At 72.5% G+C, this 25460-nt stretch carries 21 protein-coding genes; 18 read left to right on the plus strand and 3 right to left on the minus strand.

Annotated elements, in window-relative coordinates; genetic code table 11:
* Positions 1-5 precede the first annotated feature (5 nt).
* The 11 genes from ACWEEU_RS25260 (at position 6) to ACWEEU_RS25310 (ending at position 13782) form a co-directional block, all read left to right on the plus strand.
* The gene (locus ACWEEU_RS25260) at positions 6-1004 is read left to right on the plus strand and encodes a sugar phosphate isomerase/epimerase family protein (RefSeq protein ID WP_385748648.1); all 999 of its coding nucleotides are present in this window, start codon (positions 6-8) and stop codon (positions 1002-1004) included.
* A 106-nt stretch (positions 1005-1110) separates the two neighbouring features.
* Entirely contained in the window at positions 1111-3600 is a 2490-nt protein-coding gene (locus tag ACWEEU_RS25265) for a PQQ-dependent sugar dehydrogenase (protein ID WP_451735097.1), read from the plus strand.
* Between the two features lie 15 nt (positions 3601-3615).
* Positions 3616-4965, plus strand: a complete 1350-nt coding sequence (locus tag ACWEEU_RS25270; RefSeq protein WP_451735099.1) for a ThuA domain-containing protein — start codon at positions 3616-3618, stop codon at positions 4963-4965.
* Between the two features lie 94 nt (positions 4966-5059).
* Positions 5060-6199: an inositol-3-phosphate synthase gene (locus ACWEEU_RS25275; RefSeq protein ID WP_451735101.1), complete on the plus strand. Its 1140-nt coding sequence runs from the start codon at positions 5060-5062 to the stop codon at positions 6197-6199.
* Positions 6200-6501: 302 nt separating this feature from the next.
* Positions 6502-7371, plus strand: a complete 870-nt coding sequence (locus tag ACWEEU_RS25280; protein ID WP_451735168.1) for an SCO3242 family prenyltransferase — start codon at positions 6502-6504, stop codon at positions 7369-7371.
* A 149-nt stretch (positions 7372-7520) separates the two neighbouring features.
* Complete coding sequence (locus ACWEEU_RS25285; protein ID WP_451735102.1) at positions 7521-8447, plus strand: sugar phosphate isomerase/epimerase family protein; 927 nt, start codon at positions 7521-7523, stop codon at positions 8445-8447.
* Positions 8444-9133 (plus strand): EboA domain-containing protein, encoded by a 690-nt coding sequence (locus tag ACWEEU_RS25290; RefSeq protein ID WP_385750885.1) that lies wholly within the window; start codon positions 8444-8446, stop codon positions 9131-9133. Before ACWEEU_RS25285 ends, ACWEEU_RS25290 begins: the two co-directional genes overlap by 4 nt.
* On the plus strand, positions 9133-10032 hold the full coding sequence (locus tag ACWEEU_RS25295) for a TatD family hydrolase (RefSeq protein ID WP_451735104.1): 900 nt from the start codon (positions 9133-9135) through the stop codon (positions 10030-10032). The genes ACWEEU_RS25290 and ACWEEU_RS25295 overlap by 1 nt, the downstream gene beginning before the upstream one ends.
* A gap of 3 nt (positions 10033-10035) precedes the next feature.
* Complete coding sequence (gene eboE / locus ACWEEU_RS25300) at positions 10036-11205, plus strand: metabolite traffic protein EboE (RefSeq protein ID WP_451735106.1); 1170 nt, start codon at positions 10036-10038, stop codon at positions 11203-11205.
* Positions 11206-11336: 131 nt separating this feature from the next.
* The gene (locus ACWEEU_RS25305) at positions 11337-12650 is read left to right on the plus strand and encodes an alkaline phosphatase family protein (RefSeq protein WP_451735108.1); all 1314 of its coding nucleotides are present in this window, start codon (positions 11337-11339) and stop codon (positions 12648-12650) included.
* Between the two features lie 88 nt (positions 12651-12738).
* Positions 12739-13782, plus strand: coding sequence for a sugar phosphate isomerase/epimerase family protein (locus ACWEEU_RS25310; RefSeq protein ID WP_451735110.1), 1044 nt, complete (start codon positions 12739-12741; stop codon positions 13780-13782).
* 175 nt (positions 13783-13957) lie between these two features.
* Here ACWEEU_RS25310 and ACWEEU_RS25315 read toward each other — a convergent pair whose 3' ends face one another.
* From ACWEEU_RS25315 to ACWEEU_RS25325, 3 genes are all read right to left on the minus strand, one after another.
* Positions 13958-15346 carry a hypothetical protein gene (locus tag ACWEEU_RS25315; protein WP_451735112.1) on the minus strand — a complete coding sequence of 463 codons (1389 nt, stop codon included), beginning with the start codon at positions 15344-15346 and terminating at the stop codon, positions 13958-13960.
* Between the two features lie 43 nt (positions 15347-15389).
* Complete coding sequence (locus tag ACWEEU_RS25320) at positions 15390-16238, minus strand: hypothetical protein (protein WP_451735114.1); 849 nt, start codon at positions 16236-16238, stop codon at positions 15390-15392.
* Positions 16239-16605: 367 nt separating this feature from the next.
* Positions 16606-17589 carry a helix-turn-helix domain-containing protein gene (locus ACWEEU_RS25325; RefSeq protein ID WP_385747955.1) on the minus strand — a complete coding sequence of 328 codons (984 nt, stop codon included), beginning with the start codon at positions 17587-17589 and terminating at the stop codon, positions 16606-16608.
* 627 nt (positions 17590-18216) lie between these two features.
* On the opposite strand from ACWEEU_RS25325, the gene ACWEEU_RS25330 reads away from it, so the two are divergent.
* The 7 genes from ACWEEU_RS25330 to ACWEEU_RS25360 all read left to right on the plus strand — a co-directional run bounded on the left by ACWEEU_RS25330 (position 18217) and on the right by ACWEEU_RS25360 (position 25408).
* Positions 18217-18411, plus strand: coding sequence for a hypothetical protein (locus ACWEEU_RS25330; protein WP_385747956.1), 195 nt, complete (start codon positions 18217-18219; stop codon positions 18409-18411).
* Between the two features lie 11 nt (positions 18412-18422).
* Positions 18423-19451 carry a DUF6528 family protein gene (locus tag ACWEEU_RS25335; RefSeq protein ID WP_385747958.1) on the plus strand — a complete coding sequence of 343 codons (1029 nt, stop codon included), beginning with the start codon at positions 18423-18425 and terminating at the stop codon, positions 19449-19451.
* A gap of 72 nt (positions 19452-19523) precedes the next feature.
* Positions 19524-21578, plus strand: coding sequence for a DUF1906 domain-containing protein (locus ACWEEU_RS25340; protein WP_451735116.1), 2055 nt, complete (start codon positions 19524-19526; stop codon positions 21576-21578).
* Between the two features lie 126 nt (positions 21579-21704).
* The gene (locus ACWEEU_RS25345) at positions 21705-22277 is read left to right on the plus strand and encodes a hypothetical protein (protein ID WP_385747962.1); all 573 of its coding nucleotides are present in this window, start codon (positions 21705-21707) and stop codon (positions 22275-22277) included.
* A gap of 77 nt (positions 22278-22354) precedes the next feature.
* Positions 22355-23728, plus strand: coding sequence for a Fic family protein (locus tag ACWEEU_RS25350; protein WP_451735118.1), 1374 nt, complete (start codon positions 22355-22357; stop codon positions 23726-23728).
* Between the two features lie 557 nt (positions 23729-24285).
* Complete coding sequence (locus tag ACWEEU_RS25355; protein WP_385747966.1) at positions 24286-24669, plus strand: SRPBCC family protein; 384 nt, start codon at positions 24286-24288, stop codon at positions 24667-24669.
* A gap of 343 nt (positions 24670-25012) precedes the next feature.
* Positions 25013-25408, plus strand: coding sequence for an LppU/SCO3897 family protein (locus ACWEEU_RS25360; RefSeq protein WP_385747968.1), 396 nt, complete (start codon positions 25013-25015; stop codon positions 25406-25408).
* Positions 25409-25460: the final 52 nt, after the last annotated feature.

A 25460-nucleotide genomic window follows, 5' to 3' on the forward strand; every position in this document is an offset into this window, starting at 1 on the left:
CCGCCATGCCCCGCACCTTCACCCTGTTCACCGGTCAGTGGGCCGACCTCCCCCTGGAGGAGGTCTGTCGCCTCGCCCGCGACTTCGGCTACGACGGCCTCGAACTCGCCTGCTGGGGAGACCACTTCGAGGTCGACAAGGCTCTCGCCGATCCGTCGTACATCGCGTCCCGCCACCAACTCCTCGACAAGTACGGCCTGAAGTGCTGGGCCGTCTCCAACCACCTGGTCGGACAGGCTGTTTGCGATGCCATCATCGACGAGCGCCACCAGGCGATCCTGCCCGCCCGCATCTGGGGCGACGGCGACGCCGAGGGCGTACGGAGGCGGGCCGCCGCCGAGATCGCGGACACCGCCCGCGCCGCCGCGGCCTTCGGCGTCGACACCGTGATCGGCTTCACCGGCTCGGCCATCTGGCACCTCGTCGCCATGTTCCCGCCCGCCTCCGAGGCGATGATCGAACGCGGCTACCAGGACTTCGCCGAGCGCTGGAACCCGATCCTCGACGTCTTCGACGCCGAGGGCGTGCGGTTCGCCCACGAGGTCCACCCGAGCGAGATCGCCTACGACTACTGGACGACGCGGCGCGCCCTGGCGGCAGTCGACCACCGCCCCGCCTTCGGCCTCAACTTCGACCCCTCCCACTTCGTGTGGCAGGACCTCGACCCCGTCGGCTTCCTCTGGGACTTCCGCGACCGGATCTACCACGTCGACTGCAAGGAAGCCCGCAAGCGCCTCGACGGCCGCAACGGGCGCCTCGGCTCCCACCTGCCCTGGGGCGACCCGCGCCGCGGCTGGGACTTCGTCTCCGCCGGACACGGCGACGTGCCCTGGGAGGACGTCTTCCGGATGCTGCGGTCCATCGACTACCGGGGTCCGATCTCCGTGGAGTGGGAGGACGCCGGCATGGACCGGCTCCAGGGCGCACCCGAGGCCCTGGCCCGCCTCAAGGCGTACGACTTCGACCCGCCGTCGGCCTCGTTCGACGCGGCCTTCGGCAACTGACCCCCACGACCGGCTCTCCGCCCCCACCCGCTCCCCCCACCGGGATGACGGCGCATCCCGGCGCACCCGCACCCGCCCGTACGACCCGCCCCATCTGGAGGCACACGTGCACGGGAAAGACCGCCCCACCGGTACCCCCACCCGGCCGCCACGGCTGCGCACCGCCCTGGCCCTGATCGGCGCCGCGCTGCTCATCGGCGCCGCCCCCGCCCTCACCGCACCCGGCGCCGCCGTCGCCGCCCCCGCAGACCGGGGCGGCAGGGCCGCGGCCGAGGACTTCCAGCAGGTCGCCCTCGCCCAGGGCGCGGCGGAGGTCGGTGAGCCCATGAGCCTCGCCGTCCTGCCCGACCGCTCGGTCCTGCACACCTCCCGCGACGGCGAACTCCGCCTGACCGACGCCACCGGCACCACCCGGACCGCGGGCAGGCTCGCCGTGTACTCACACGACGAGGAGGGACTCCAAGGCGTCGGTGTGGACCCGCACTTCACCGACAACCGGTTCGTCTACCTCTACTACGCGCCCCCGCTGGACACCCCGCCCGGCGACGCCCCCGAGACCGGCACCGCCGCCGACTTCGCCCCCTTCGACGGCGTCAACCGGCTCTCCCGCTTCGTGCTGAAGACCGACGGCACCCTCGACACCGCCAGCGAGAAGAAGATCCTGGACGTCCCGACCTCGCGCGGCATCTGCTGCCACGTCGGCGGGGACATCGACTTCGACAAGGACGGCAACCTCTACCTGTCGACCGGCGACGACTCCAACCCCTTCCAGTCCGACGGCTTCACCCCCATCGACGAACGCGCCGACCGCAACCCGGCGTTCGACGCCCAGCGCACCGCCGGCAAAACCAACGACCTGCGTGGCAAGATCCTGCGCATCAAGGTGAAGGACGACGGCTCCTACGCGATCCCCGACGGCAACCTCTTCGCCCCCGGCACCGCGAAGACCCGCCCGGAGATCTACGCCATGGGCTTCCGCAACCCGTTCCGCTTCAGCGTCGACAAGGAGACCGGCGTCCTCTACGTCGGTGACTACGGTCCCGACGCCGGTGCCGCCGACCCCGCCCGAGGACCGGGCGGCCAGGTCGAGTTCGCCCGCGTGACCGGTCCCGGCAACTTCGGCTGGCCGTACTGCACCGGCGAGAACGACGCCTACGTCGACTACGACTTCGCCACCGGGGCCTCCGGCGCCGCCTTCGACTGCGCCGCCCCCGAGAACGACTCGCCGCACAACACCGGCCTGAGGGACCTGCCCCCGGCACAGCCCGCCTGGATTCCCTACGACGGCGCGTCCGTACCGGAGTTCGGCGACGGCTCCGAGTCCCCGATGGGCGGCCCCGTCTACCACTACGACGCCGCCCTCGACTCCCCGGTGAAGTTCCCCGAGGCGTACGACGGGAACTTCTTCGCCGGTGAGTTCGGCCGCCGCTGGATCAAGCGCATCGACAGCGGTGCCGACGGAGCCGTGAAATCGATCAACGCCTTCCCCTGGACCGGCACCCAGGTGATGGACATGGCCTTCGGCCCCGACGGCGCGCTCTACGTCCTGGACTACGGCACCGCCTGGTTCGGCGGCGACGAGAACTCGGCGCTCTACCGCATCGAGAACGCCACCGACGGCCACTCGCCCGTCGCCAAGGCCGCCGCCGACAAGACCTCCGGGCAGGCCGCGCTGAAGGTCCGCTTCTCCTCGGCCGGCACCACCGACCAGGACGGCGACACCCTCACCCACCACTGGGACTTCGGCGACGGCACCGGTTCCACCGCCGCCAACCCCTCGCACACGTACCGCAAGAACGGCACCTACACCGCGACCCTGACCGCCGAGGACCCCTCCGGCCGCACCGGCAGCGCCACCGTCCGTATCGTCGTCGGCAACACCGCGCCCACCGTGACCCTCCAGCTCCCGCAGGACGGGCAGCTGTTCGGCTTCGGTGACGCCGTGCCGTTCACGGTGCGGGTCACCGACCCCGAGGACGGCGGGAACGTCGACTGTTCCAAGGTCACCGTCCACTTCATCCTCGGCCACGACACCCACGGCCACCCGCTGACCTCCGCCCAGGGCTGCACCGGCACCATCCAGACCAGCGCCGACGGCGGCCACGACGAGGACGAGAACATCTTCGGCGTGTTCGACGCCGAGTACACCGACAACGGAGGCGGCGGCCAGGCCGCGCTCACCTCGCACGACCAGAGCGTCGCCCAGCCCCGCCACCGGCAGGCCGAGCACTACACCGACTCCTCGGGCGTCACCCCGCAGTCCAAGGACACCGCCCACGGCGGCAAGACGGTCGGTGACATCCACGACGGCGACTGGATCTCCTTCACGCCCTACGCGCTCGGCAACGCCAAGAAGATCACCGCACGCATCTCCTCCGGCGGCGCGGGCGGCACGCTCGAGGTCCGTGCCGGATCGGCCAAGGGCACACTCCTCGGCAAGGCCACCGTGCCGGTGACCGGGAGCTGGGAGACCTTCCAGGACGTGAGCGCCGACCTGTCCCGCGCGCCCAAGGGCACGACCACGCTCTACCTGGTCTTCAAGGGCGGCACCGGCGCCCTCTTCGACGTGGACGACTTCACCTTCACCACCGGCTGAGCGGAGGGCACCCCCATGCGCACCACACGCCCGCGCACCACACGCCTGCTCACCACAGCGGCCGTCGGAACCGCGCTGCTGCTCGGCTGCGTCACCGGCCCGGCCGCCGCACGCCCCGCGGACAGCGAACGGGTCCTGGTCTTCTCCAAGACAGCCGGATTCCGCCACGACTCCATCCCCGACGGCATCGCGGCCGTCCGGCAGCTCGGCGACACCGACGGCTTCACGGTCGACGCCACCGAGGACGCGGGCGCCTTCACCGCCCGCAATCTGCGCCGCTACGACGCCGTGGTGTTCCTCTCCACCACCGGCGACGTGCTGAACCCCGCCCAGCAGCGGGCCTTCGAGGGCTACATCCACCAGGGCGGCGGCTATGTCGGCGTCCACGCGGCCGCCGACACCGAGTACGACTGGCCGTTCTACGGCGGACTCGCCGGGGCCTGGTTCGACTCGCACCCGGCGATCCAGCCCGCCACCGTCGTGGTCGAGGACCGCGCACACCCCTCGACCGCCCACCTGCCCGCCCGCTGGGAGCGCACCGACGAGTGGTACAACTACCGCTCCGACCCGCGCGCACGCGCCCACGTCCTGGCCTCGCTCGACGAGTCCACGTACTCCGGCGGCACCATGAACGGCGACCACCCCATCGCCTGGTGCCAGGAGTACCAGGGCGGCCGCGCCTTCTACACCGGCGGCGGCCACACCAAGGAGTCCTACGCCGACCCCGCCTTCCGCGCCCACCTGCTGGGCGGCCTGCGGTGGGCGACCGGCACCGCACAGGCCGACTGCCGCCCGGAGAACGGCTACCACCCGCTCTTCGACGGCACCACCACCTCCCTGGAGAACTGGCGGCAGGCCGGTCCCGGCTCCTTCACCCTGGCCGACGACGGCACCCTGACCTCCACCGGCGGCATGGGCCTGCTCTGGTACGCCGCCTCCGGCCTCTCCTCCTACTCCCTGAAACTCGACTGGAAGGTCACCGGCGACAGCAACTCCGGTGTCTTCGTGGGCTTCCCGCCCTCGGACGACCCCTGGTCCGCCGTGGACAACGGCTACGAGATCCAGATCGACGCCACCGACGTCCCGGAGAAGACCACCGGGGCCGTGTACGGCTTCCAGTCCGCCGACCTGGCGGCACGCGACCGCGCGCTGAACCCGCCGGGGGAGTGGAACACGTACGAGATCCGCGTGGAGGGCGAACACCTCCGCGTCTGGCTCAACGGCATACCGGTCAACGACTTCACCAACACCGACCCGGCCCGCAGCCTGCGCGACGGACACATCGGCCTCCAGAACCACGGAGCCGACGACCAGGTGTCGTTCCGTGACGTCCGGATCAAGGAACTGCCCGCTCAGGGCCGCTGACCGGCGGCGGGCGGGAGACGCCGTACTCCCGCCCGCCGTCCCCCCCACCTTCACCGCTGCCCGAGCGCTTCCGCGCCCGACAAGGAGGCCGACCATGTCCGCGTCCCGTTCCCGAGGCCCCGCCGGAGTGTGGCTCATCGGCGCCCGAGGCTCCGTCGCGACCACCGTCGTCGCGGGCTGCGCCGCGGTGACCTCGGGGCTGCACCCGCCCGTCGGCATGGTCACCGAGACCGCCCTGTTCGACGGCTGCGACCTGCCCGAACTGCCGTCCCTCGTCTTCGGCGGCCACGACACCCTTGACTGCCCGCTGCCCAAACGCGCCGAGGAACTCGCGGCCGACGGCGTTCTGCCACCCGACCTCCCCGGCGCCGTCGCCGCCGAACTCGCCGCCGCCGACCGCGAGATCGTCCCGGGCGGCCCGCTCCCCGGCGACCGCCGCGACGAGCGGCAACTGATCGACGCCTTCACCGCCCACATCCGCGACTTCACCGCCCGCCGCGCGCCCGCCGGGACCGTCGTCGTCAACGTGGCCTCCACCGAGCCCGCCGCCGAAGACTCCCTCCCGCCCAGCTCGCTCTACGCGGCGGCCGCCCTCCGCGCGGGCTGCCCCTACGTCAACTTCACCCCCTCTACCGGCCTCCACCACCCCGCGCTGGCGGCGGCAGCGGCACAGAGCGGTCTGCCGTACGCGGGCCGGGACGGCAAGACCGGCCAGACCCTGCTGCGCTCGGTGCTGGGGCCGATGTTCGCCCAGCGCGCGCTCGCCGTACGCGCATGGTCCGGCACCAACCTGCTCGGCGGCGGCGACGGCGCCGCGCTGGCCGACCCCGCCGCGGCGGCCGCCAAGAACGCGGGCAAGGAACGCGTCCTCACCGACACCCTCGGCACGCCGGTCCAGGGCGCCGTGCACATCGACGACGTGCCCGCCCTCGGCGACTGGAAGACCGCCTGGGACCACATCGCCTTCGACGGCTTCCTCGGCACCCGCATGGTCCTCCAGACCATCTGGCAGGGCTGCGACTCGGCGCTGGCCGCGCCGCTGGTGCTCGATCTGGCCCGGCTGGCGCTCCGCGCCCGGACGGCGGGCCTGTCCGGTCCCCTCGGGGACCTCGGCTTCTACTTCAAGGACCCGGTGGGGGAGGCACCCGCGGCTCTGGGCGAGCAGTACGCGGCACTCGGGCGCTTCGCCGACCGGCTGCGCGGTGACGCCGGGGGCGTGGGGGAGGGGCGGTGAAAGGCGACGGGGCCGGGGGCGGGCCGGTGAATTCCAGGGAGCTCACGCGGCCTGCGGGCGGATCAGTGGCGCCTGGTGGAGCCGTGGTGAGGAGCGGGGGAACCACGAGCAGCCCCGGGGGAGTCGAGGCGCCCGAGCGCGGCGTACTGGGCGCGACGGGGGCTCCCGGCGCGGCGTCCGCGAGCGACCTCACCGCGCGGACGGCCGACGTCGCCGACGAAGACCACCCGCCCGTCCCCGCCCCCTCGCGCCCCGGCCGGGGCAGCGGGCGCCGGTCCGCCGCCTGGGCCGAACTTCTCCGCATCCCCGCCCTGTTCACCGTCCCCGGTGACGTCCTGGCAGGCAGCGCCTCGGCCACCGGTTGCCCCGGTCCCCGCACCCTGTGGGCCATCGGCTCCTCCCTCTGCCTGTACGAGGCAGGCATGGTCCTCAACGACTGGGCCGACCGCGCCGAGGACGCCGCCGAACGCCCGCACCGCCCGCTGCCCTCGGGCCGCATCCGCCCCGCCGCCGCCCTCACCGCGGCCTGCGCCCTGACCGCCACGGGCCTCGCCCTCGCGGCCCGGTCCGGCCGACCCGCGCTCGCCGTCGCCGCACCCCTCGCCGCGACCGTCTGGGCGTACGACCTCGGCCTCAAACACACCCCGGCGGGCCCCGCCGCGATGGCGACGGCCCGCGCCCTCGACCTCCTGCTCGGCGCCGCCGCCGGCTCGGGCCACGTCCGGCCCGCCCTCCCTTCCGCCGCGCTGCTCGGCACGCACACCCTCGCGCTCACGGCGGTCTCCCGCCACGAGACGCAGGGCGGTGCCCCGCTGACACCGCTGGCGGCCCTTGCCACGACCGGTGTCCTGACACGCGTGGTGGGCGGAGGGCGCACCCCGATGAAGAGGGAACTGCTCTGCGGCGAGAGCAATTTCGCCTCCCTCAGACGGGGAGCGCTACCCGCCGCCTGCGCCCTCGCCTACGCCGCGACCGCCGCCCGTCCCTACCTGCACGCCGCCCTCAACCCCTCACCCCCGCTGACCCAGCGCGCCGTCGGCGGCGGCATCCGCGCCACCATCCCCCTCCAGGCCGCCCTCTGCGCCCGCTCCGGCGCCCCGGTCAGCGCGCTGATCACCGCGGCGCTGGCCCCGCTCGCCGCACGGTTCGCGAAAAGGGTGAGCGTGACATGAGTCCCGCGATCCGACGGTGTACAGGGAGCGAGCGGTCGCCCCATCGGGGCGCCCTCCGCCTCGGCTCCAACGCCGTTCCCGACTCGGCGCCGGTCATCGCGGCCCCGGCCCCGCTCACCGCCCGAGTCACCCAAGAAGGCGAGCGCGACATGACCTCCGCGACCCGACCCCGAACCGGCGACACCGAACGGCCCGCCACCCGCACCGCCCTCCACTTCGGCTACGGCACCAACGGCCTGGCCGACCTCCGCCTCGACGACGCCCTCGCTCTCCTGGCCGACCTCGGCTACGACGGCGTCGGCCTGACTCTCGACCACATGCACCTCGACCCGCTCGCCCCCGACCTCACCGCCCGCACCCGGAGAGTGGCCCACCGCCTGGCCGCTCTCGGACTCCAGGTCACCGTGGAGACCGGGGCACGTTATGTCCTCGACCCGCGCCGCAAACACGGCCCATCCCTCCTCGACCCCGACCCCGCCGACCGGGCCCGCCGTGCCGACCTGCTGATCCGCGCGGTCCGGGTCGCCGCCGACCTCGGTGCCCACGCGGTGCACTGCTTCAGCGGCACGCTCCCGCCCGGCACGGACGAGGACACGGCCTGGGACCGGCTGGCGGGGGCACTCACCCCGGTCCTGGAAGCCGCCACCGCCGCCGGCATCCCCCTCGCCGTCGAACCCGAACCCGGCCATCTGCTCGCCGGCCTCGCCGACTTCCACCGCCTCCGCCACGCCCTCGGCGACCCCGCTCACCTCGGTCTCACCCTCGACATCGGCCACTGCCAGTGCCTCGAACCCCTCTCTCCCGCCGACTGCGTCCGAGCCGCCGCGCCCTGGCTGCGGCACGTCCAGATCGAGGACATGCGGCGCGGCCGCCACGAACACCTGCCTTTCGGCGAGGGCGACGTCGACTTCCCCGCCGTCCTCGCGGCCCTGGCCGCCACGCCGTACCAGGGACTCACCGTGGTCGAACTGCCCCGCCACTCCCACGCCGGCCCCCACTACGCCGAGATCTCCCTGCCCTTCCTCCAAGCGGTCGCCACCCGGTCCTCCCCCTCCACGGAAGGGAGCAGCACATGACCTCCTCCCACCTCGCGCCCGACAGCGCTCCTCTCGACGCCGGCCCTTCACCCGTCCTGGACGACCTGCGCACTCGTCTCACCTCTCCCGCCCGCGACTGGCTGGACCGCGCCCTGGACGAAGCCGCCGACCCCACCGCCGCCCACGGCTCCCTCCCCGCCTGGGAGCTGCGCCTGGCTGAGGCCGGCCGACGATGTGGTCCCGCACACGCCGACACCGCCCGCGTCCTCCTTCTTCACGCGGCCCGCCCGACACCGGCCGACCTCGCCCGCCTCTACCACCAGGGCACCGCCGACGAACGCCGTGCCGTCCTGCACGCGCTGCCCCGCCTCGTACCGGGCCCCGACGCCCTCCCCCTGATCGAGGACGCGCTGCGCACCAACGACACCCGGCTCCTGGCCGCCGCCGTAGGCCCCTACGCCGCCCGCCGGCTGGACCCGCACCTGTGGCGGCACGCCGTCCTGAAGTGCCTGTTCACCGGCGTGCCCGTCGACCGCGTCGACCAGCTCGCCGCACGCGCCCGGGGTGACGGCGAACTCGCCCGAATGCTCACCGACTTCGCCGCCGAGCGCACCGCCGCAGGCCGCACCGTCCCCCCGGACCTGGACCACGTCCTGGCCCTGACCGAGCCCGGCCCCGCGCCGCACACCACGGACGACCGCGACCCCCACCGCAAGGAGTCCTGATGCGCATCTTCGACCCCCACATCCACATGACCTCGCGCACCACCGACGACTACGAGGCCATGCACAGCGCCGGTGTCCGAGCCGTGGTCGAGCCCTCCTTCTGGCTCGGCCAGCCCCGCACCTCCACCGCCTCCTTCCTCGACTACTTCGACTCCCTCCTCGGCTGGGAGCCCTTCCGCGCCGCCCAGTACGGCATCGCCCACCACTGCACCCTCGCTCTCAACCCCAAGGAGGCCAACGACCCCCGCTGCACGCCCGTTCTCGACGAACTGCCCCGCTATCTCGTCAAGGACCGCGTCGTCGCCGTCGGCGAGATCGGCTACGACTCGATGACCTCCGCCGAGGACACCGCGCTCGCCGCCCAGCTCCAGCTCGCCGCCGACCACGGCCTGCCCGCGCTCGTCCACACGCCCCACCGGGACAAGCTCACCGGCCTGCGCCGCACCCTCGACGCCGTTCGCGAGTCCGCCCTCGCTCCCGAACGCGTCCTGATCGACCACCTCAACGAGACGACGGTCAAGGAGGCCAAGGACAGCGGCTGCTGGCTCGGCTTCTCGGTCTATCCCGACACCAAGATGGACGAGGAACGGATGGTCGCCATCCTCCGCGCCCACGGCCCCGAACAGGTCCTGGTCAACTCCGCCGCCGACTGGGGCAGAAGCGACCCCCTGAAGACCCGCAAGGTGGCAGACCTGATGCTGAAGGAGGGCTTCGACGAGGACGACGTCGACCGCGTCCTGTGGCGCAACCCGGTCGCCTTCTACGGCCTCAGCGGGCGGCTGGACCTGGACGTCGCCGCGACCGAGCCCACTCACGAGGGCAACTCCGTCCTCCGTGGCGTCCCCCGGGACACGGCGCCCGCCGCCGACCCGGCCGCCGCAACCGCCGGGGAGGAGTGACCCGTGCGCTTCCGCCACCCCGACGGCTCGCTCATCCACCTCGCCTACTGCACCAACGTCCACCCCGCCGAGACCCTCGACGCCGTGGTCGCCCAACTGCGCGACCACTGCGAACCCGTCCGCCGCCGTCTCGGCCGCGACCGTCTCGGCATCGGCCTCTGGCTCGCCAAGGACGCCGCCCTCACCCTGGAGCACGACCCCTGCGCGGTCGGCGCCCTCCGCGCCGAACTCGACCGGCGCGGTCTGGAGGTCGTCACCCTCAACGGCTTCCCCTACGAGGGCTTCGGCTCCCAGCAGGTCAAGTACCGCGTGTACAAGCCCGACTGGGCCGACCCCGAACGGCTCCGCCACACCACCGCCCTCGCCCGCATCCTCGCCGGACTCCTCCCCGACGACGTCCCCGAGGGCAGCATCTCCACCCTGCCGCTCGCCTGGCGCACCGTCGCCGACCCGGCCCGCATGGAGACCGCCCGCACCGCGCTCCGCACCCTCGGCGAACGCCTCGACGCCCTGGCGGACATGACGGGCCGCTCCCTCCTCGTGGGCCTCGAACCCGAACCCGGCTGCGTCATCGAGACCACCGCCGACGCCCTCACCCCCCTCGCCGACATCGCGCACCCCCGCATCGGCATCTGTGTCGACACCTGCCACCTCGCCACCTCCTTCGAAGACCCGCACACCGCCCTGGACGCCCTCGTCCACGCCGGCGTCCCCGTCGTCAAGTCCCAGCTCTCCGCGGCACTCCACGCCGAGCACCCACACCGCCCGGAGGTCCGCGAGGCACTCGCCGCCTTCGCCGAACCCCGCTTCCTGCACCAGACCCGCACCCTCACCGCCACCGGACGACAGGGCACCGACGACCTCGGCGACGCCCTCCAGGACGGCTCCCTGCCCGACAGCGCGCCGTGGCGCACCCACGTCCACGTCCCCCTGCACGCGGCCCCCGCCGCACCCCTCACCTCCACCCTCCCGGTGCTCGGCACCGCCCTGACCCGCCTCGTCGGCGGCCCGCACCCGCTCACCCGCCACCTGGAGGTCGAGACCTACACCTGGCAGGCACTCCCCGCCACGCTCAGACCCCGCACCCGCGCCCAGCTCGCCGACGGCATCGCCGCCGAACTCGCCCTCGCCCGCGACCTGCTCACCGACCTCGGCCTGAAGGAGCTGCCGTGACCCACCACCCGGCACCCCTGCCAGAGCCCGCGCCCCACCGACCGACGGCGCCGCCCCGACCGGAATCCGGCCGCCCCGCGCCCCTCCTCGTCCTGGACGTCGTCGGCCTCACCCCCCGTCTCCTCCGGCACATGCCCCACCTCCGCGAACTCGCGGCCCAGGGCTCACGCGCCCACCTCGGAACCGTCCTGCCCGCCGTCACCTGCGCTGCGCAGTCCACCTTCCTGACCGGTCTCATGCCCTCCGAACACGGCATCGTCGGCAACGGCTGGTACTTCCGCGAGCTGGGCGACGTCCTGCTGTGGCGCCAGCACAACGGCCTCGTCGCCGGAGACAAGCTCTGGGACGCCGCCCGTCGTGCGCACCCCGGCTACACCGTGGCCAACATCTGCTGGTGGTACGCCATGGGCGCCGACACCGACATCACCGTCACCCCCCGTCCCGTCTACTACGCCGACGGCCGCAAGGAACCCGACTGCTACACCCGGCCTCCCGACCTGCACGACGAACTCACCGCGAAGTTCGGCACATTCCCCCTCTTCCAGTTCTGGGGGCCCGGCGCCGGCCTCGCCTCCAGCCGCTGGATCATCGACGCCACCCGCCACATCCAGCGCACCCGCCACCCCGACCTGACCCTCTGCTACCTCCCGCATCTCGACTACGACCTCCAGCGCCACGGCCCCGACGACCCGCGCTCCCTCACCGCGGCCGCCGACCTGGACGCCGCGGTCGCACCGCTCCTGGACGACGCCCGCGCGGAGGGCCGTACCGTCGTCGTGCTCTCCGAGTACGGCATCACCCGGGCCGACCGCCCCGTCGACATCAACCGCGCCCTGCGCCGCGCCGGGCTGCTGGAGGTGCACACGCAGGACGGCATGGAGTACCTGGACCCGATGGCGTCCCGCGCCTTCGCGGTGGCCGACCACCAGATCGCCCACGTCTACGTGCGCCGCCCCGAGGATCTGGACGCCACCCGGGCCGCCCTGTCCGGCCTGCCCGGCATCGCCCAACTGCTGGACGACGAGGGCAAGAAGGCCCACCACCTCGACCACCCGCGCTCCGGCGAACTCGTCGCCGTCGCCGAGCCGGACGCCTGGTTCACGTACTACTACTGGCTCGACGACGCCCGAGCGCCCGACTTCGCACGGCTCGTGGAGATCCATCGCAAACCCGGCTACGACCCGGTCGAACTCTTCATGGACCCCCTCGACCCCTACGTCAAGGTCAAAGCCGCGACCGCACTGGCCCGCAAGAAGCTCGGGATGCGCTACCGGATGGCGGTCGTACCCCTCGACCCGTCACCTATTCGGGGCGGCCACGGACGCCTTCCCGCGAGCGACGACGACGGTCCGCTCCTCATCTGCTCCACCCCCCGTGCCGTGGGCGACCGCCTCGCGGCCACCGATGTGAAACCACTCCTGCTCCGACTCGCAGGTCTCACCTGACGACCCGTCACCAGATGCGTCCTGTGCACCTGGTCCCCAGTGAAGCACTCACCACCGACAACGCCCGCCCACACCCCGGAGTTCCCACATGAGCCGCATTTCTCGCAATGATCCCGAACTCACCCACCGACTCTCCAGAAGGGGCATCCTGGGCGTCGCCGCCGGCGCCACGGCCGCCGCGCTGCTGGGTGCCGCCGCAGGCCCCGCCGCCGCGAGCACCACCGCGCCGACGGCGTCCTCCTTCGGCCGAGGCCGCCCCGTCCTCCCGCCCGGCCGCCTCGGCATCCAGCTCTACAGCCTGCGCGACAAGGTCGGCACCCTCGGTTTCGCCCCCGTCTTCGCCGAACTGGAGAAGTACGGCTACGACGAGATCGAGTTCGCGGGCTACACCCAGGGCTCGGCCGGCCCCATCACCCTCGCCCGCCTCAAGCGCCTCGCCAAGGACCACGGCCTGACCCCGATCGGCAGCCACGTCGGCTACTACTCCGACGACCCCAATGCCTACACCTTCGCCCAGAACCTCGACCAGGTCCTCGACGACGCCCAGGCCCTCGGCCTGAAGCACATCGGCACCGCCTCGGGTCCCTTCCGCTACGGCTCGACCGTCGACGCCTGGAAACGCGCCGCCCAGGAGTTCAACACCTACGGCGCGGCGGCCAAGGTGCGCGGCATGAAGTTCTACCAGCACAACCACTCCGACGAGTTCGCCTTCGCCGCCGACAACCCCAAGGTCCGCCTCTACGACGTCCTGCTCGCGGAGACCGACCCCGACCTCGTCTACCTGGAGATGGACATCTACTGGGCCTACGCGGGCCAGTTCCGCTTCTCCAAGCGCCCCGACGGCACCCCCGCCCCCTTCGAACCCCTCGACTACGTCCTCGCCCACCCCCACCGCTACCCCCTCTTCCACGTCAAGGACGGCGTCAGCGACCCGTCCGACGAGTTCGGCTACCGCATGACCGACGTCGGTGACGGCGACATCGACTACCAGCGCTTCCTCTCCGCCGTCACCCGCCTGCGCGGCGGGCGCCACGCCCACCACTGGCAGACCGAGCACGACAACCCCACCGACTCCTTCCGCTTCGCCCGCCGCTCCAGCGCGTACCTGCACTCGCTGCGCGAGAAGTGCTGACGCGGCACACCACGCACGCCTCCTCGCTCTTGAGCCCCGGCCGACCACGGCCTGGTTCCAGGCGATCCCGAACACACGGCGGACGCACGGCACCTGTGGTGACTCGGTGCCGTGCGTCCGCCGCGATCACGGGGTCCAGCCGGGGTGGAACAGGGACCGCCCGTCCGTGGATCGGCTAGGCGACGGTGCCCACGTGCATCGAGCCGTCGGGCAGTCCGGCCGTGTAGGTGTCGAAGATGTCACCGTTGCTGTCGATGTTCGTCGCGGTCGACCACGTGCCGGCGGAGCTGCGGGTGCGGTCCCAGACGCCGGAGCCCGGCACGACCGCGTCGACGTGCAGCGAGCCGTCCGGGAGGGCGGACGCCGACACGGAGGCGACGTCACCGTTGGCGTCGATCTGCGTGGCCGCACCGGCCCACGTGCCGGCGGAGCTGCGGGTGCGGTCCCAGACGCCGGAGCCCGGCACGACCGCGTCGACGTGCAGCGAGCCGTCCGACAGCGCCGTCGACGCGATGGCGGAGATGTCGCCGTTGTCGTCGATCTTGGTGGAGGAGCTCCAGCTCCCGGAGGAGCTGCGGGTGCGGTCCCAGATCCCGGAGCCCGGCACGAGCGACTGGACGTGCAGGGTGCCGTCCTTCAGACCGGAGGAGGCCAGCGCGGTGATGTTGCCGTTGGAGTCGATCTGGCTGCTGGACGACCAGCTCCCGGACGCGCTGCGGGTGCGGTCCCAGACACCGGCGCCCGGCACGAGGGTCTGCACGTGCAGGGTGCCGTCGGGCAGCGCGGCGGCAGAGACCGCGGTGATGCCGCCGTTGGAGTCGATCTTGGTGGCGGCCCCCGCCCAGGCGCCGGAGGCGCTGCGGACGCGGTCCCACACACCCGAGCCCGGGACGATGGTCAGCACGTGCACGGTGCCGTCCGGCAGCGTGGCCGACGCCACCGCGGTGACGGCGCTGTTGTCGTCGATCTCGGTGGCGTGTGCGTCCCAGCCGCCCGAGGCGCTGCGGGTGCGGTCCCAGACGGTGCCGGTCGGGGTGACCGGGTCGTCGACGATGTTCTGGTAGCGGTACGCGTCGTAGTTGCTGGTGGGCCAGCCCTCGATGCTCGACGAGTTGATGTTGGCGTGGGTCGGGCCGTGGGTGGGGTCGTTGGGGTTGCTCTCCGCGTAGTACGTGAAGTCGCCGTTCGCCTTGTTGGTCCAGCCGGCGAAGAGGAAGGTGTGGTCGGCGGTGTAGTCCATGATGTCGCCGGGCTTGAGGCTGGAGTAGCTCTCCTTGGTGGAGACGCTCGGCAGGGTCTGCGTCACCAGGGACGTCGACAGGTGCCAGGCCATCGAGACGTAGCCGGAGCAGTCTTCCCGGTAACCGCCCCAGTGGCCGCTCTGGTTGTAGGGCACGTGGGCGTCCACCCAGCTCTGCGCCCGGTTGAGTACCTCGCTTCTGGTGATGGAGCCGTCGACGCTGGAATCGGCGTGGGCGGGCAGGCCGGACGCGAAGGTCGTGGTGGCCGTGACAGCCACGAGGACGGCCAGGGCGCGCAGCCGGGAGGTGCGGGACTTGGGCATGGTGAACTCGCCTTCGGTGAGGGAAACACAGGTGGAAACGCGGTTACATGTGCTCGGCGATGGTGGACAGGTCCGCCCGGTCGCCGGAGTCCTGGTGGTGCGGGTCGGCCGGGGCGGTGACGCCGGGCTGGGTGTACTGCACGACCGTCAGGGCGGCGCCGCGCCTGACGACGTAGTAGTGGTTGGTCTGCCGGCCGGGCATGGAGATGCCGGGCACGGCGGTCCAGGAGCGCGAGTAGGCGGTGCCGTCGGTGATGGAAGCGGTCTTCGTGACCACCGCGTCGCGAGGTGCGCCGTGCTCTGCCTGGAGGGCGCGCAGGTTGTGCCGGCAGCCGTCGAACCCGGTGAGCAGCTTGCGGTAGGCGGTGTCGGCTGCCGCGGCGGAGGTGAAGGTGAACGTGTCCTGGATGGCCGGGTTGTTCGCCTTGCCGGCGTAGCCCTGCTGCCGCCAGCCGACGGCCCCGTGGACCGAGCCGCACTCGCTGACGTTCACGTCATGGGTGGTCTGCCGGGTCTGGGGCGGACCCATCGCCTTCCAGGCGGAGCGATGCGCGTCGGGCAGCTTCGCCGCGGGCAGCGCCTGCACAGCGTGGGCGGTCCTGGTCGCGGGCCCGGAAGGGGATCGCGACGCGGACGGCGAGTGGGACGGGGAGCGGGAGGCGGTCGCGCTGTGAGAGGGGGCGGTGGGAGCACTGCCGGGCGCGGTGTCGGTCGTCCAGTCCTCCGGGCCCGTCGACTCCGCGGCGACCGGAGCCGCCGTGGCGACGGGCACCTTCGCGGCGGAGGGCGCGGGATCGGCGGCGTATCGGACGGCGCCCACAGCCGCCGCCGCGGCGAGCGGCACTGCGGCAAGGGCGACGACGCGGACACGGCCTCGGGCGCGGCTGAGCATGACGGATCTCCTTCGCGGGCAGCGGGAGCCCGGCAGGAGGACCTGCGACGGGCACGCGTCACCGGCGTGCCGCAGGAGCGGGGCCGGTCGACGGAGCGGTCCGCGGCTTCAGTCTTCGCTGCGGAGCGCCGATACGAGACTGGCCGTCATGCGTGCGTCAACAAAAGGGCTTTGACCTGGACAGATGCGTCCGGGGACGGTTCCGGCCGGATACGGGGAGGGCCGGGACCGGGCGTGAGCCTGAGCGGGGGAGGAGGCAGAGCGGGGGAGGGAGCGGGTTCGTCGAGGGGCCGGTCGGGGGAGAAGGCGGCACGCACCTGGGCGGCAGGCGGGAGAAGGCCGTGGAGGGGCGCGTCGGCTCACCCGCTCACCCGAGCCAGCCGCGCTGGGCCGCGCGCACCCCCGCCTCGAAACGGCTGCGCGCGTCCAGGCGTTGCATGAGTCCGGTCGCGATGCGGCGGGCGGTGCGGGGCGAGACACCGAGGCGTTTGGCGATCGCCTCGTCCGTATGACCGTCGGCCAGCAGCTTGAGCGCGGCCTCCTCGGTGTCCGTCAGACCCTCGGGGCCGCGCCGGCCGTTCTCACCGAGGGGCTTGGCGGAATGCCAGATCCTGTCGAACAGCGCGCACAGCGCCGTCAGCGTGCCCTGGCCGCTGAGCACCATCGCGCCGGCCGCGGAGTCGTCGCTGCTGAGCGGGATGACCGCGTGCTTGCGGTCGACGATGATCAGCCGAGTGGGCAGCGTGGCCACGGTACGGATCTCACCGCCGCGCCCGCTCAGCCATTCGAGGTACTCCTGGGTGTGGGGACTGTTGCGGACACTTTCGAGGTAGACGGTGCGCAACCGCACGCCGCGCTCCAACAGCGAGCTGTTCAGCGGCCGGGCCGCCGCGATGGACTGAGGTGTGTGCTCGCCGTCCGGGGCGAGCGTCATGACCTCGCCGACCACGTGGCGGGTGAGCCGGGCCAGCCGGTCGCGGATCTCGTCGATGCCGGTGAGCTGCTCCACGCCGGGGGCGGCGAAGGGGCGCAGTGCCGCGTGCTCGGCGATCAACTGGGCCGCCGCCGCCCGCGAGGTCGCCACGCGCTGCTGCTGGGCGGCGATTTCGGCCTGCTGACGGGCGAGCAGCAGCTCCAGGCCGACCTCGGGGCTGACGGCGTGCAGGGCGCCGGGCATCTCGTACGAGTGGCGGACGAGGGAGAGTTCACTGAGCCGGTCGAGCGCCCGGCGCACCTCGTCCTCGGCCAGCTCCAGGCGCGCTGCCAACTCGGCGACTCCGTCGGCGCGTTCGGCGAGCATGGCCCGGTAGACCGCTTCAGCGACCGGATCGAGCCCCAATGCGGTCAACATGCTTCCCCCCACGGTCGGCAATCGGTGTCGAATGATCTTCACGGGATCATCGCATGGCACGGTCGACCGTGATATGTCCGCGACGCGGTGTGGCCTTTTCCGGCCTCCGGTACAACCGTCCAGGCCCGGCTCGTTGCGTCCGACAGCGCCTTGTTGTGAGTGTTGACCGGTATGTATCTCATTCACGCCCGACTGTGCCCGCCCGAGAGAGGCGTTCCCCTGTCGCCGGCGGCCGCGGCCCTTCTGCGTGCCGCAGCCCGTCCGGAGGATCGCCTGGAGCACGTCAGCGTTCACCCGGACGTCAAGCCCTGCCCGGTGGCCGGGCTGTGGCTCCGCGTCCTGTCGTTGCGCGAGGCCGAGCGGACGGCGGCCGCCCTGTGCCTGCGGGCGCTGGCCACGGCACCCGAATTCGCCGGCTGGTCGCTGCTGCGTGCCGAAGTGCCCCTGCTGGCCCCTTCGGGCCACAGCCTCTTGTGGCCCGGCGAAGCCCCTTCCGAAGGTCCTGACCAGGGCGGACATTAGTTCCAGGCCGCAGGACACGTCACCGCGGGACGTGTCCGAGTCGGCCGCCGCACGGACTTCGTACGGCCCGCTCTCCCCGCCCGTCATCCGGAAGGACGTTTCGCCATGCCCGCATTCCGCCCCGTCGCCGCCGCGGTCGCGACCCTCGCTCTCGGCCTCGCCGCCGTCGTCGGCGTCCACACCGCCCACACGTCGCCCGTCTCTTCCACCGCCGTCGCCGCCAAGGGGCGCCCGGCCGCCGCCACGGCCGAGCAGCCGGCCGGCACCGCGGTGGCCCCCCGCGACATGATCTGGCAGTGAGGGACGCGAAGATGACATCCTCCCCGTCGCCATCAGCCCCGTCCTCCCGTCCGCCCTCCCGGCGCGCGCTCCTGCTCGGCGGCGTGGGCGCCGCACTGGGGCTCGCGCTGCCGCTCGGCGGCAAAGCCCGCGCCGCCACCGTGCCCCCGGTTCTCGTCGGCGACCAGAAGGCACGCAAGGTGCTGCTGCTGGACTCGACGAAGACCGCCTGGGACCCGGCGGCCGATCCGTCCGTGGTGCAGTGGTCCTTCACCCCGGACGGCGATTCCCGGTACGCGGACCTTCAGCCGACCTCCAGCTTCACCTACGTCAGCGAGGTCAAGGCGCGCACCTCGGGCGGATCCACGCTCGTGCTCGTCACCGCCTCGTACGGCTTCGCGGCCGTGGTGGAGTACCCGACGGGCAAACGCCGTTGGGCCGGTCTGGTCGCCGGCTCCGGACCGGGTGACGACCTCAACCCGCACAGCATCGAGCTGCTCCCGGACGGCAACGTGGCCGTCGCGTGCAGTCACGGCAACGCCGTCCGCGTCTACGCGGCGTCCCAAGGTCCCACCGCGACCGACTACTTCACCACCCCGCTCACCACGGCGCACGGCGTCCACTGGGACTCCGGCGCGAACGTGCTGTGGGCGGTGGGCGGCACCAAGCTCGCCGCCTACACCCTCGCCGGCACCCCGGCGCAGCCCGTCCTCACCGAGAAGACCTCCGTCTCCGTGGACCTGCCCACCTCCGACGGCCACGACGTGGGTGCCGTAGCGGGCTCGTCCGACCTGCTGTGGGTCTCCACCGGATCGGCGCTCTACCAGTACTCCAAGTCGGCCCGCACCTTCACGCCGTACGGCAGCACCGCCTGCGGCGGCGGCCCGTGGGGCGGTGTGAAGGCCGTGAGCAACTCCGGCAGCACCGTCCTGTTCACCAAACCGGACGGCGACCTGAGCCCCAACTGGCTGACCCGCTACGTCCGTGACGCCTCCGGCACCGCCGCCCCGTACGCGCTCGCCGACGGCGGCATCTACAAGGCCCGCTGGTGGCAGCCGTAATCCGCTGAACCGCCGCCGTTTCCAAGCTTCGCGTTGTCATGCGCACACACGTCCTGGATTGAGGAGAGTTCCGTGTTCGTCCCCGCAGCCCTGTGCAGAGCGGTACGCAGATCCCTCACGGTCACCGCCACCGCGGCCGTGCTCACCGGCGTGGGCCTCCCCGCCGCCCACGCGGCCGAACCGGCGAAGTCCCCGGCCCGCTCCGTCACTTACCGCGGCCACCACTTCACCGTGCCGGCCGGCTGGCACACCGTCGACCTCGACCGCGACCGGCACGCCTGCGTGCGCTTCGACCGGCACACCCTCTACTACGGCACCCCCTCGGCGGACCAGGACTGCCCCGCCCACGTCGTCGGCCGCACCGAGGCGATGCTCGTCCAGCCGGCCGGGTCCCGGGGCGCCGGCCAGGCGCGCACCGACAGGACCGCCCACCAACTCGCCGCGTCCGACGACCGCATCCAGCTCACCGGCACCTACAAGACCGACCCCCGGCTCATCGAGGACATCGCCAAGGACGCGGACCTCACGCCCGAGGCCGCCGCCCCCACGGGTCGGCTCGCGCCCACCGCACTCGCCGCGACGGCGGTCTCCAGCGGCACCACCCACTACACCGGCAAGGGCTTCGACGCCTGCGCCGCGCCCTCGGCGAGCACCATGAACACCTGGAACAGCGCGTCCCCCTACGGTGCCGTCGGCATCTACATCGGCGGAGCCTACCGAGGCTGCAGCCAGCCCAACCTCACCGCCTCGTGGGTCTCCCAACAGGCTTCCGCCGGATGGCACTTCCTCCCCATCTACGTCGGTGTGCAGGCGAGCGGCATCAGCTCACCCGCCTCCCAGGGCACGAGTGCCGCCGACGACGCCGTCACCCAGGCGTCCTCGCTCGGCTTCCCTGCGGGCTCGGTCCTCTACTACGACATGGAGGCCTACAGCCCCTCCGCGTCCTCCAGCGTGCTGAGCTTCCTCTCCGCCTGGACCAAGGAACTCCACGCCCAGGGCTACAAGTCCGCCGTGTACAGCAGTTCCACCTCCGGCATATCCGACCTGGCCGACCACTACGGCAGCGGCTACCAGATGCCCGACGTCATCTACGACGCACTGTGGAACGGCAACGCCGACACCGCCGACCCGGCCGTGTCGTCCTCGCTCTGGGCCAACCACCAGCGCGTCCACCAGTACAGCGGCGGCCACACCGAGACCTACGGCGGCGTCTCGGTCAACATCGACTCGGACTACCTCGACGTCGCCCCGGCCGGTTCCAGCGTCCCGCACGGCACCGTCTGGGACCGCACCCGCGGCTCCTCGGGCGCCTGGGCAGGCAGCGCGAACGAGGTCGACGACAACGACGCCATCACCGCCGTCGCCTCGGCCGCACTGCCCGACGGCACCCTGCACACCTTCACGGTGGTGCCGGGCTCGGGCGTCTGGGAGCGGGTGCGCGGCGCCTCCGGCGACTGGGCGACGAGCGCCGTCAAGATGGACGACAACGACAACGTCACCGCCGTGAGCGCCGCCGCGCTCAAGGACGGCACCCTCCATGTCGACGTGGTCGTGAAGAACTCCGGCGTGTGGGACCGCACCCGCGACACCGACGGCACCTGGACGGCGGCCACGAAGATCGACGACAACACGTCCATCACCCGGATCGCCGCCGCCGGCCTGACCGACGGCACCCTGCACCTGGAGGCCCTCGTGCCCGGTTCGGGCATCTGGGAGCGGGTGCGCAGCGCTTCGGGCACCTGGCAGACCTCCGCCACGCAGATCGACAGCAACGGGGACATCACCGCCCTGGCCACGGCCGCGCTGCCCAACGGCACCCAGCACATCGAGGGCGTGGTGCCCGGCTCCGGGATCTGGGACCGCGTCCGCACCGCCGCGGGCACCTGGCAGAGCTCGTCCCACCTGGACACCAACGGCGACATCACCGCGGTGAGTGTCGCCGCGCTGCCCGACGGCCGCATGACCGTCGACGCGGTGGTCCCCGGCTCGGGCGTGTGGGACCGCGCCTACAGCGCCGCCGGCGCCTGGCAGGCAGCGGCGACGAAGATCGACGCCAACCCCGACATCTTCGCGCTCCAGTCGACCGGCCTGCCGGACGGCACGGTCCACCTGCACACCCTCGTCTGACCGCCGGTCCGTGGGTACGTGCCTGGACGCCCCTCCGCGTCCAGGCACGTACCCGTCGGGCCCCGCCGCGCGGTCAACTACGCTGAGGCGCCCGCCCACCGCCACACCTCTTTGAGGAAAGCCCCGTTGACTCCGCACTCCCTCGCGTTCTACCTGGACGTGATCGCGTCCGGAACGGTCCTCGGCGCCAAGCCGGCGGACAGCCCCGACCAGGTCACCGCGATCCTTGGCTCCGACTTCGCCGAGAACTCCCCCGACGCCCGGAGCATGTGGCGCGACTACGGCATGGTCGAGTTCTTCTGGGAACGACGATCCCGTGAACACCCCTGGGTGGGACACCACTTCACCCTCCAGGTGCATCGCCTTTCCCGGGGCGGCCACACGGTCAACAGGGTGCTGCGCGAGCGGTACGGCCGCTTCGACCGGCACCTCCGCTTCGACAGACTGCAGCGGTTGCTGGCCACTCGCGGAGTGCACCTGGAGGACGTCCCGGACCCCAACGCCCCCACGCACAGCCTGCATTGGCAACCCGCCTCCCAGGTGTCCGCCATGGTGTCCCGGTCGCCTGAGAAAGGCGAACGGCGCCGAGGCGGAGCGCGGAGCGGCGACGTGTACGCCCTCTCCTCGTCGATGAGCGCGGAGCAGGTGGCCTGGTACAGAAAGCGGTACGGCTCTCGGAACGCCGCGTTTCCGAGTTGAAAGGGAGCAAGTCCCCGTCCGCCGCCCCGCCGAAACCCACTTGAAGAACACCCGTACGTCCATGACAGCCTTACCCGGTGATTTTCGACCTCTCCCCCCATCACCTGACCTGGGCCGACGTAGATCCCGACCGCCACCCGTTCGACGCCGGGTCGGCTGAGCGGACGGTGCGGTCGCTGGGTCTCGCGCGGCGGGTGCCGACCCGCCCCGACGTCCGCTTCGGGGACCCCGCGATGAGCGACTGGACCCGGGAGAAGGGGGAGCCGTGGGCCGACGCCATGTCGCACGCTCTTGCCGAGTGCTACGGCCGGTGGACGGTGGGGTGGCGGTGGGGGCACGACGAAGGGGACTTCGACGGGGGGCCGGTGGGGAACTGGTGCTGCCCCCGGGATTCGATCACGACACCGGAGGAGACCCTCGCACGGGTGGTCGCGGCGCTGCGCGAGTGGCGGGAGTGGCTCGAGAGTCTCGCCGGGTGGTTCGAGGCGTACCCGCTGGACCTGGCGGATGTCGATGAGCAGCGGATTCTGTGGGAGCGGGTCGCGCGCAACCTGATCGTGCTGGTGACGGACCGCACGGGCTGCGGCAGCGGTTGGTACGGGCACTGTCATCAGGTGCTCGGCTGGTTCCTCGGCCGCTGGGGAGTGGCGCCCGAGCGCGCGGAGGAGATGGTCGAGGACGCCATCGGCGGCCGGTTCAGGAGCTGGACCGGCCCCGACGCCGAACTGGTGGAGGACGTCGCGGAGCGGCTCGCGCTGTCGCTGCGGCCGGGCGACGCCGTACGGCCCGCCGCCGGGCCCGCCCCGGACCACCTGGAGCGGTGGCTCGCCGTACGCAGGACCGTGCCGTGGCACGAGGCTCCCGACGGCGGCGGGGGCGGACCGGTGACCCCGGCACGAGACGGCGCGGCCGAAGGCATCCGCCGCTTCGACGCGGCCGTCGACGCCGCCCGCGCGCAAGGTCTGCTCGCCGGCCTGGAACTGTTGCGGGCCGATGCGGCACGCGGCGCCTCGCTCGACTTCGAACTGATCCAGCGCTGGCAGCAACACGTCCTGAACGCACCGGAGTTGCCGCCATTCCGCGCCCTCCCCGCCTTCGCCAAGAACGGCCGGGAGCGGTACGGCGTCGACCCGGACACCCGCTCCCGCCTCGACGCCTGCCTGGCCGAGAGCGCGCCGGACACGACGCGACCACTACCCCTCACCGCACGAGCCGCACGCGCGTACCTCGACGTCTGCTTCTTCCACCCCTTCGACGACGGCAACGCCCGGTCCGCCTTCCTCACCCTCGTGTTCGTCCTCGCCCGCGAGGGCGTCGCGCTCGACGATGCCGGCCTGCTGCGCCGCATGAGCATCCGGGCCGACGATCCCGACGACGTGCTGCTCTTCGCCCGGTTCGTCGCCGGACGCCTCGCGGAGACCCGCCGCGCCGTCGAGGCTGCCGCCTCCTAGCCGGGGGGCGCGAGCGTCACGCGGACCGGTGCCGGCGGACGTACGCCGTCCAGGTGACCGCCGCGCAGACGCCGTACGCCGCGAGCTCCGGCCCCCGGGCCCGCGCCGACACGGCCGAATCGGCCCGCCTGCCGGCGGCCCACCTCGACGCGCCGGTGACGGCCGCCTACGCCACAGGCGAGAGCCTTCACCCGCCAAGGCGGTCGCCGCCAGGCGGTCGGCGGGTCACCCGGACGTAGCCCTGGCGACCCACCTCCTGGCCCCGGGTCGCTCCGCTCGCCGGCTCACCGGAACGGGGCCAGCTGGACGGCTGCGCCCCTGGCGCACAGCGGTACGTGGCGCAGCTGGTGCTGCGCCGGTACGACGAGGAGGTGCGCGGGCGGCCGAGCGGTCCCTGGCGCGCGCGACATCTCGGTCGGCGTCACCCGCTCGCGCGTGAGCGCACCCTCCGGATCACTCAGCGCCCCCCCCGGGTCCGCGTCCGCACTCGCCCCGCTCGCCAGGCACCCCTGCGCGGTGCCCCGTAGATTGAGGCCGACACCGCTGGGAGGTAGGAGATGCGGCACACCGTCACGGTCGCGGGCCCCGCGGCGCCCGATGTGGTCTGGGAACGCTACGCGCGGTACGACCGCTGGGCCCACTGGGCACCGCATCTGCGTGCCGTCGAGACGGAGGGCGACGTCATCCGGCCGGGCGCACAGGGAGTGGTCCAGGTGGCGGGCGTACTGCGCGGCCGCTTCCTCGTCACGGAGGTCGACCGCCCGAAGGGCGCCTGGACCTGGCAACTGGTCTTCCTGGGTATCCCCGTACAGGTGGCCCACACCATGTCTCCCCACGGAACGGGCACCCAAGTAGCCGTGGACCTGACCGCCGCCTGCCCGGTCCCACTGCTCTACGCCCCCATGGTCCACTGGGCACTGCACCGGCTCACCCGCGTGTGAACCGAGCGGCCCGCAGGGTCCGCGCGGTCCCCGGTCCCACCAGAACGTCCAGCGCCTGCGTCCTCCACCGTCTGCGGGGGCGCCGCCACGGACAGGTCCGGGCGGTCGGGGGAGAAGGGCTGTCAGCCGCACGCCGAAGCGGTCCTCCCCTGAGCGGAGAAAGGCGCACAGACGAGCGGCGTCGTCCACGCGATCGCCCGGGACCGACATCCTGCCGGGGTTCGGCTCCGTGTTCCACCACCTGCGCCACCCACCGACAACGGGGGCGGCGAGCGGCACCTGTGGGCCGGTGGGCTAGTTTCATGATCTCTCTTGCACACACCCCTAGCCCAAGGAACCGACCGTGCCCCGACCACCGTCCCCCGGCGACCCGAACGTCTCGCGCACCCCGGCGCAGATACGACGCAACCGTCTGATCTTCCTCGCCGTGCTCCTCGTCCTCGCGGGCCTCGTGACGTTCTCCGCCCTGGGCCCGTACGACACCAAGGACCAGTCCGCGACGCTCAAGCCCGGTGACTGTTTCCAGAACACCGGCACGGACACGAACGCGAAGGCCGAGAAGCTCGACTGCACCGACCCGCACGCCGACTACAAGGTTCTCAAGATGGACAAGGACGCGGTCGTCGACACCTTCGCGTGCTCGGACGTCCCGGACACCACCGGCTCGCTGACGCAGTTGGCCTCGGGCAAGACGTTCGTCGTCTGTTTCAAGAAGAACGACGAGAAGGACAAGAAGTAGCCCGGGAGCAGGAGTTCGCGGTTCGTGGAGCGCCGAATCCGACGGACGAACC

This window comes from Streptomyces sp. NPDC005004, assembly GCF_053600675.1.

What these genes read in the sequence shown, in the direction of transcription:
- ACWEEU_RS25260 (WP_385748648.1), top strand. Translation starts at nt 6, where the DNA reads ATGCCCCGCACCTTCACCCTGTTCACCGGTCAGTGGGCCGACCTCCCC.
- ACWEEU_RS25305 (WP_451735108.1), top strand. Translation starts at nt 11,337, where the DNA reads ATGCCCCACCTCCGCGAACTCGCGGCCCAGGGCTCACGCGCCCACCTC.
- ACWEEU_RS25330 (WP_385747956.1), top strand. Translation starts at nt 18,217, where the DNA reads ATGCCCGCATTCCGCCCCGTCGCCGCCGCGGTCGCGACCCTCGCTCTC.
- ACWEEU_RS25320 (WP_451735114.1), bottom strand. Translation starts at nt 16,238, where the DNA reads ATGCTCAGCCGCGCCCGAGGCCGTGTCCGCGTCGTCGCCCTTGCCGCA.
- ACWEEU_RS25290 (WP_385750885.1), top strand. Translation starts at nt 8,444, where the DNA reads ATGACCTCCTCCCACCTCGCGCCCGACAGCGCTCCTCTCGACGCCGGC.
- ACWEEU_RS25275 (WP_451735101.1), top strand. Translation starts at nt 5,060, where the DNA reads ATGTCCGCGTCCCGTTCCCGAGGCCCCGCCGGAGTGTGGCTCATCGGC.
- ACWEEU_RS25325 (WP_385747955.1), bottom strand. Translation starts at nt 17,589, where the DNA reads ATGTTGACCGCATTGGGGCTCGATCCGGTCGCTGAAGCGGTCTACCGG.
- ACWEEU_RS25315 (WP_451735112.1), bottom strand. Translation starts at nt 15,346, where the DNA reads ATGCCCAAGTCCCGCACCTCCCGGCTGCGCGCCCTGGCCGTCCTCGTG.
- ACWEEU_RS25335 (WP_385747958.1), top strand. Translation starts at nt 18,423, where the DNA reads ATGACATCCTCCCCGTCGCCATCAGCCCCGTCCTCCCGTCCGCCCTCC.
- ACWEEU_RS25355 (WP_385747966.1), top strand. Translation starts at nt 24,286, where the DNA reads ATGCGGCACACCGTCACGGTCGCGGGCCCCGCGGCGCCCGATGTGGTC.
- ACWEEU_RS25295 (WP_451735104.1), top strand. Translation starts at nt 9,133, where the DNA reads ATGCGCATCTTCGACCCCCACATCCACATGACCTCGCGCACCACCGAC.
- ACWEEU_RS25310 (WP_451735110.1), top strand. Translation starts at nt 12,739, where the DNA reads ATGAGCCGCATTTCTCGCAATGATCCCGAACTCACCCACCGACTCTCC.
- ACWEEU_RS25285 (WP_451735102.1), top strand. Translation starts at nt 7,521, where the DNA reads ATGACCTCCGCGACCCGACCCCGAACCGGCGACACCGAACGGCCCGCC.
- ACWEEU_RS25270 (WP_451735099.1), top strand. Translation starts at nt 3,616, where the DNA reads ATGCGCACCACACGCCCGCGCACCACACGCCTGCTCACCACAGCGGCC.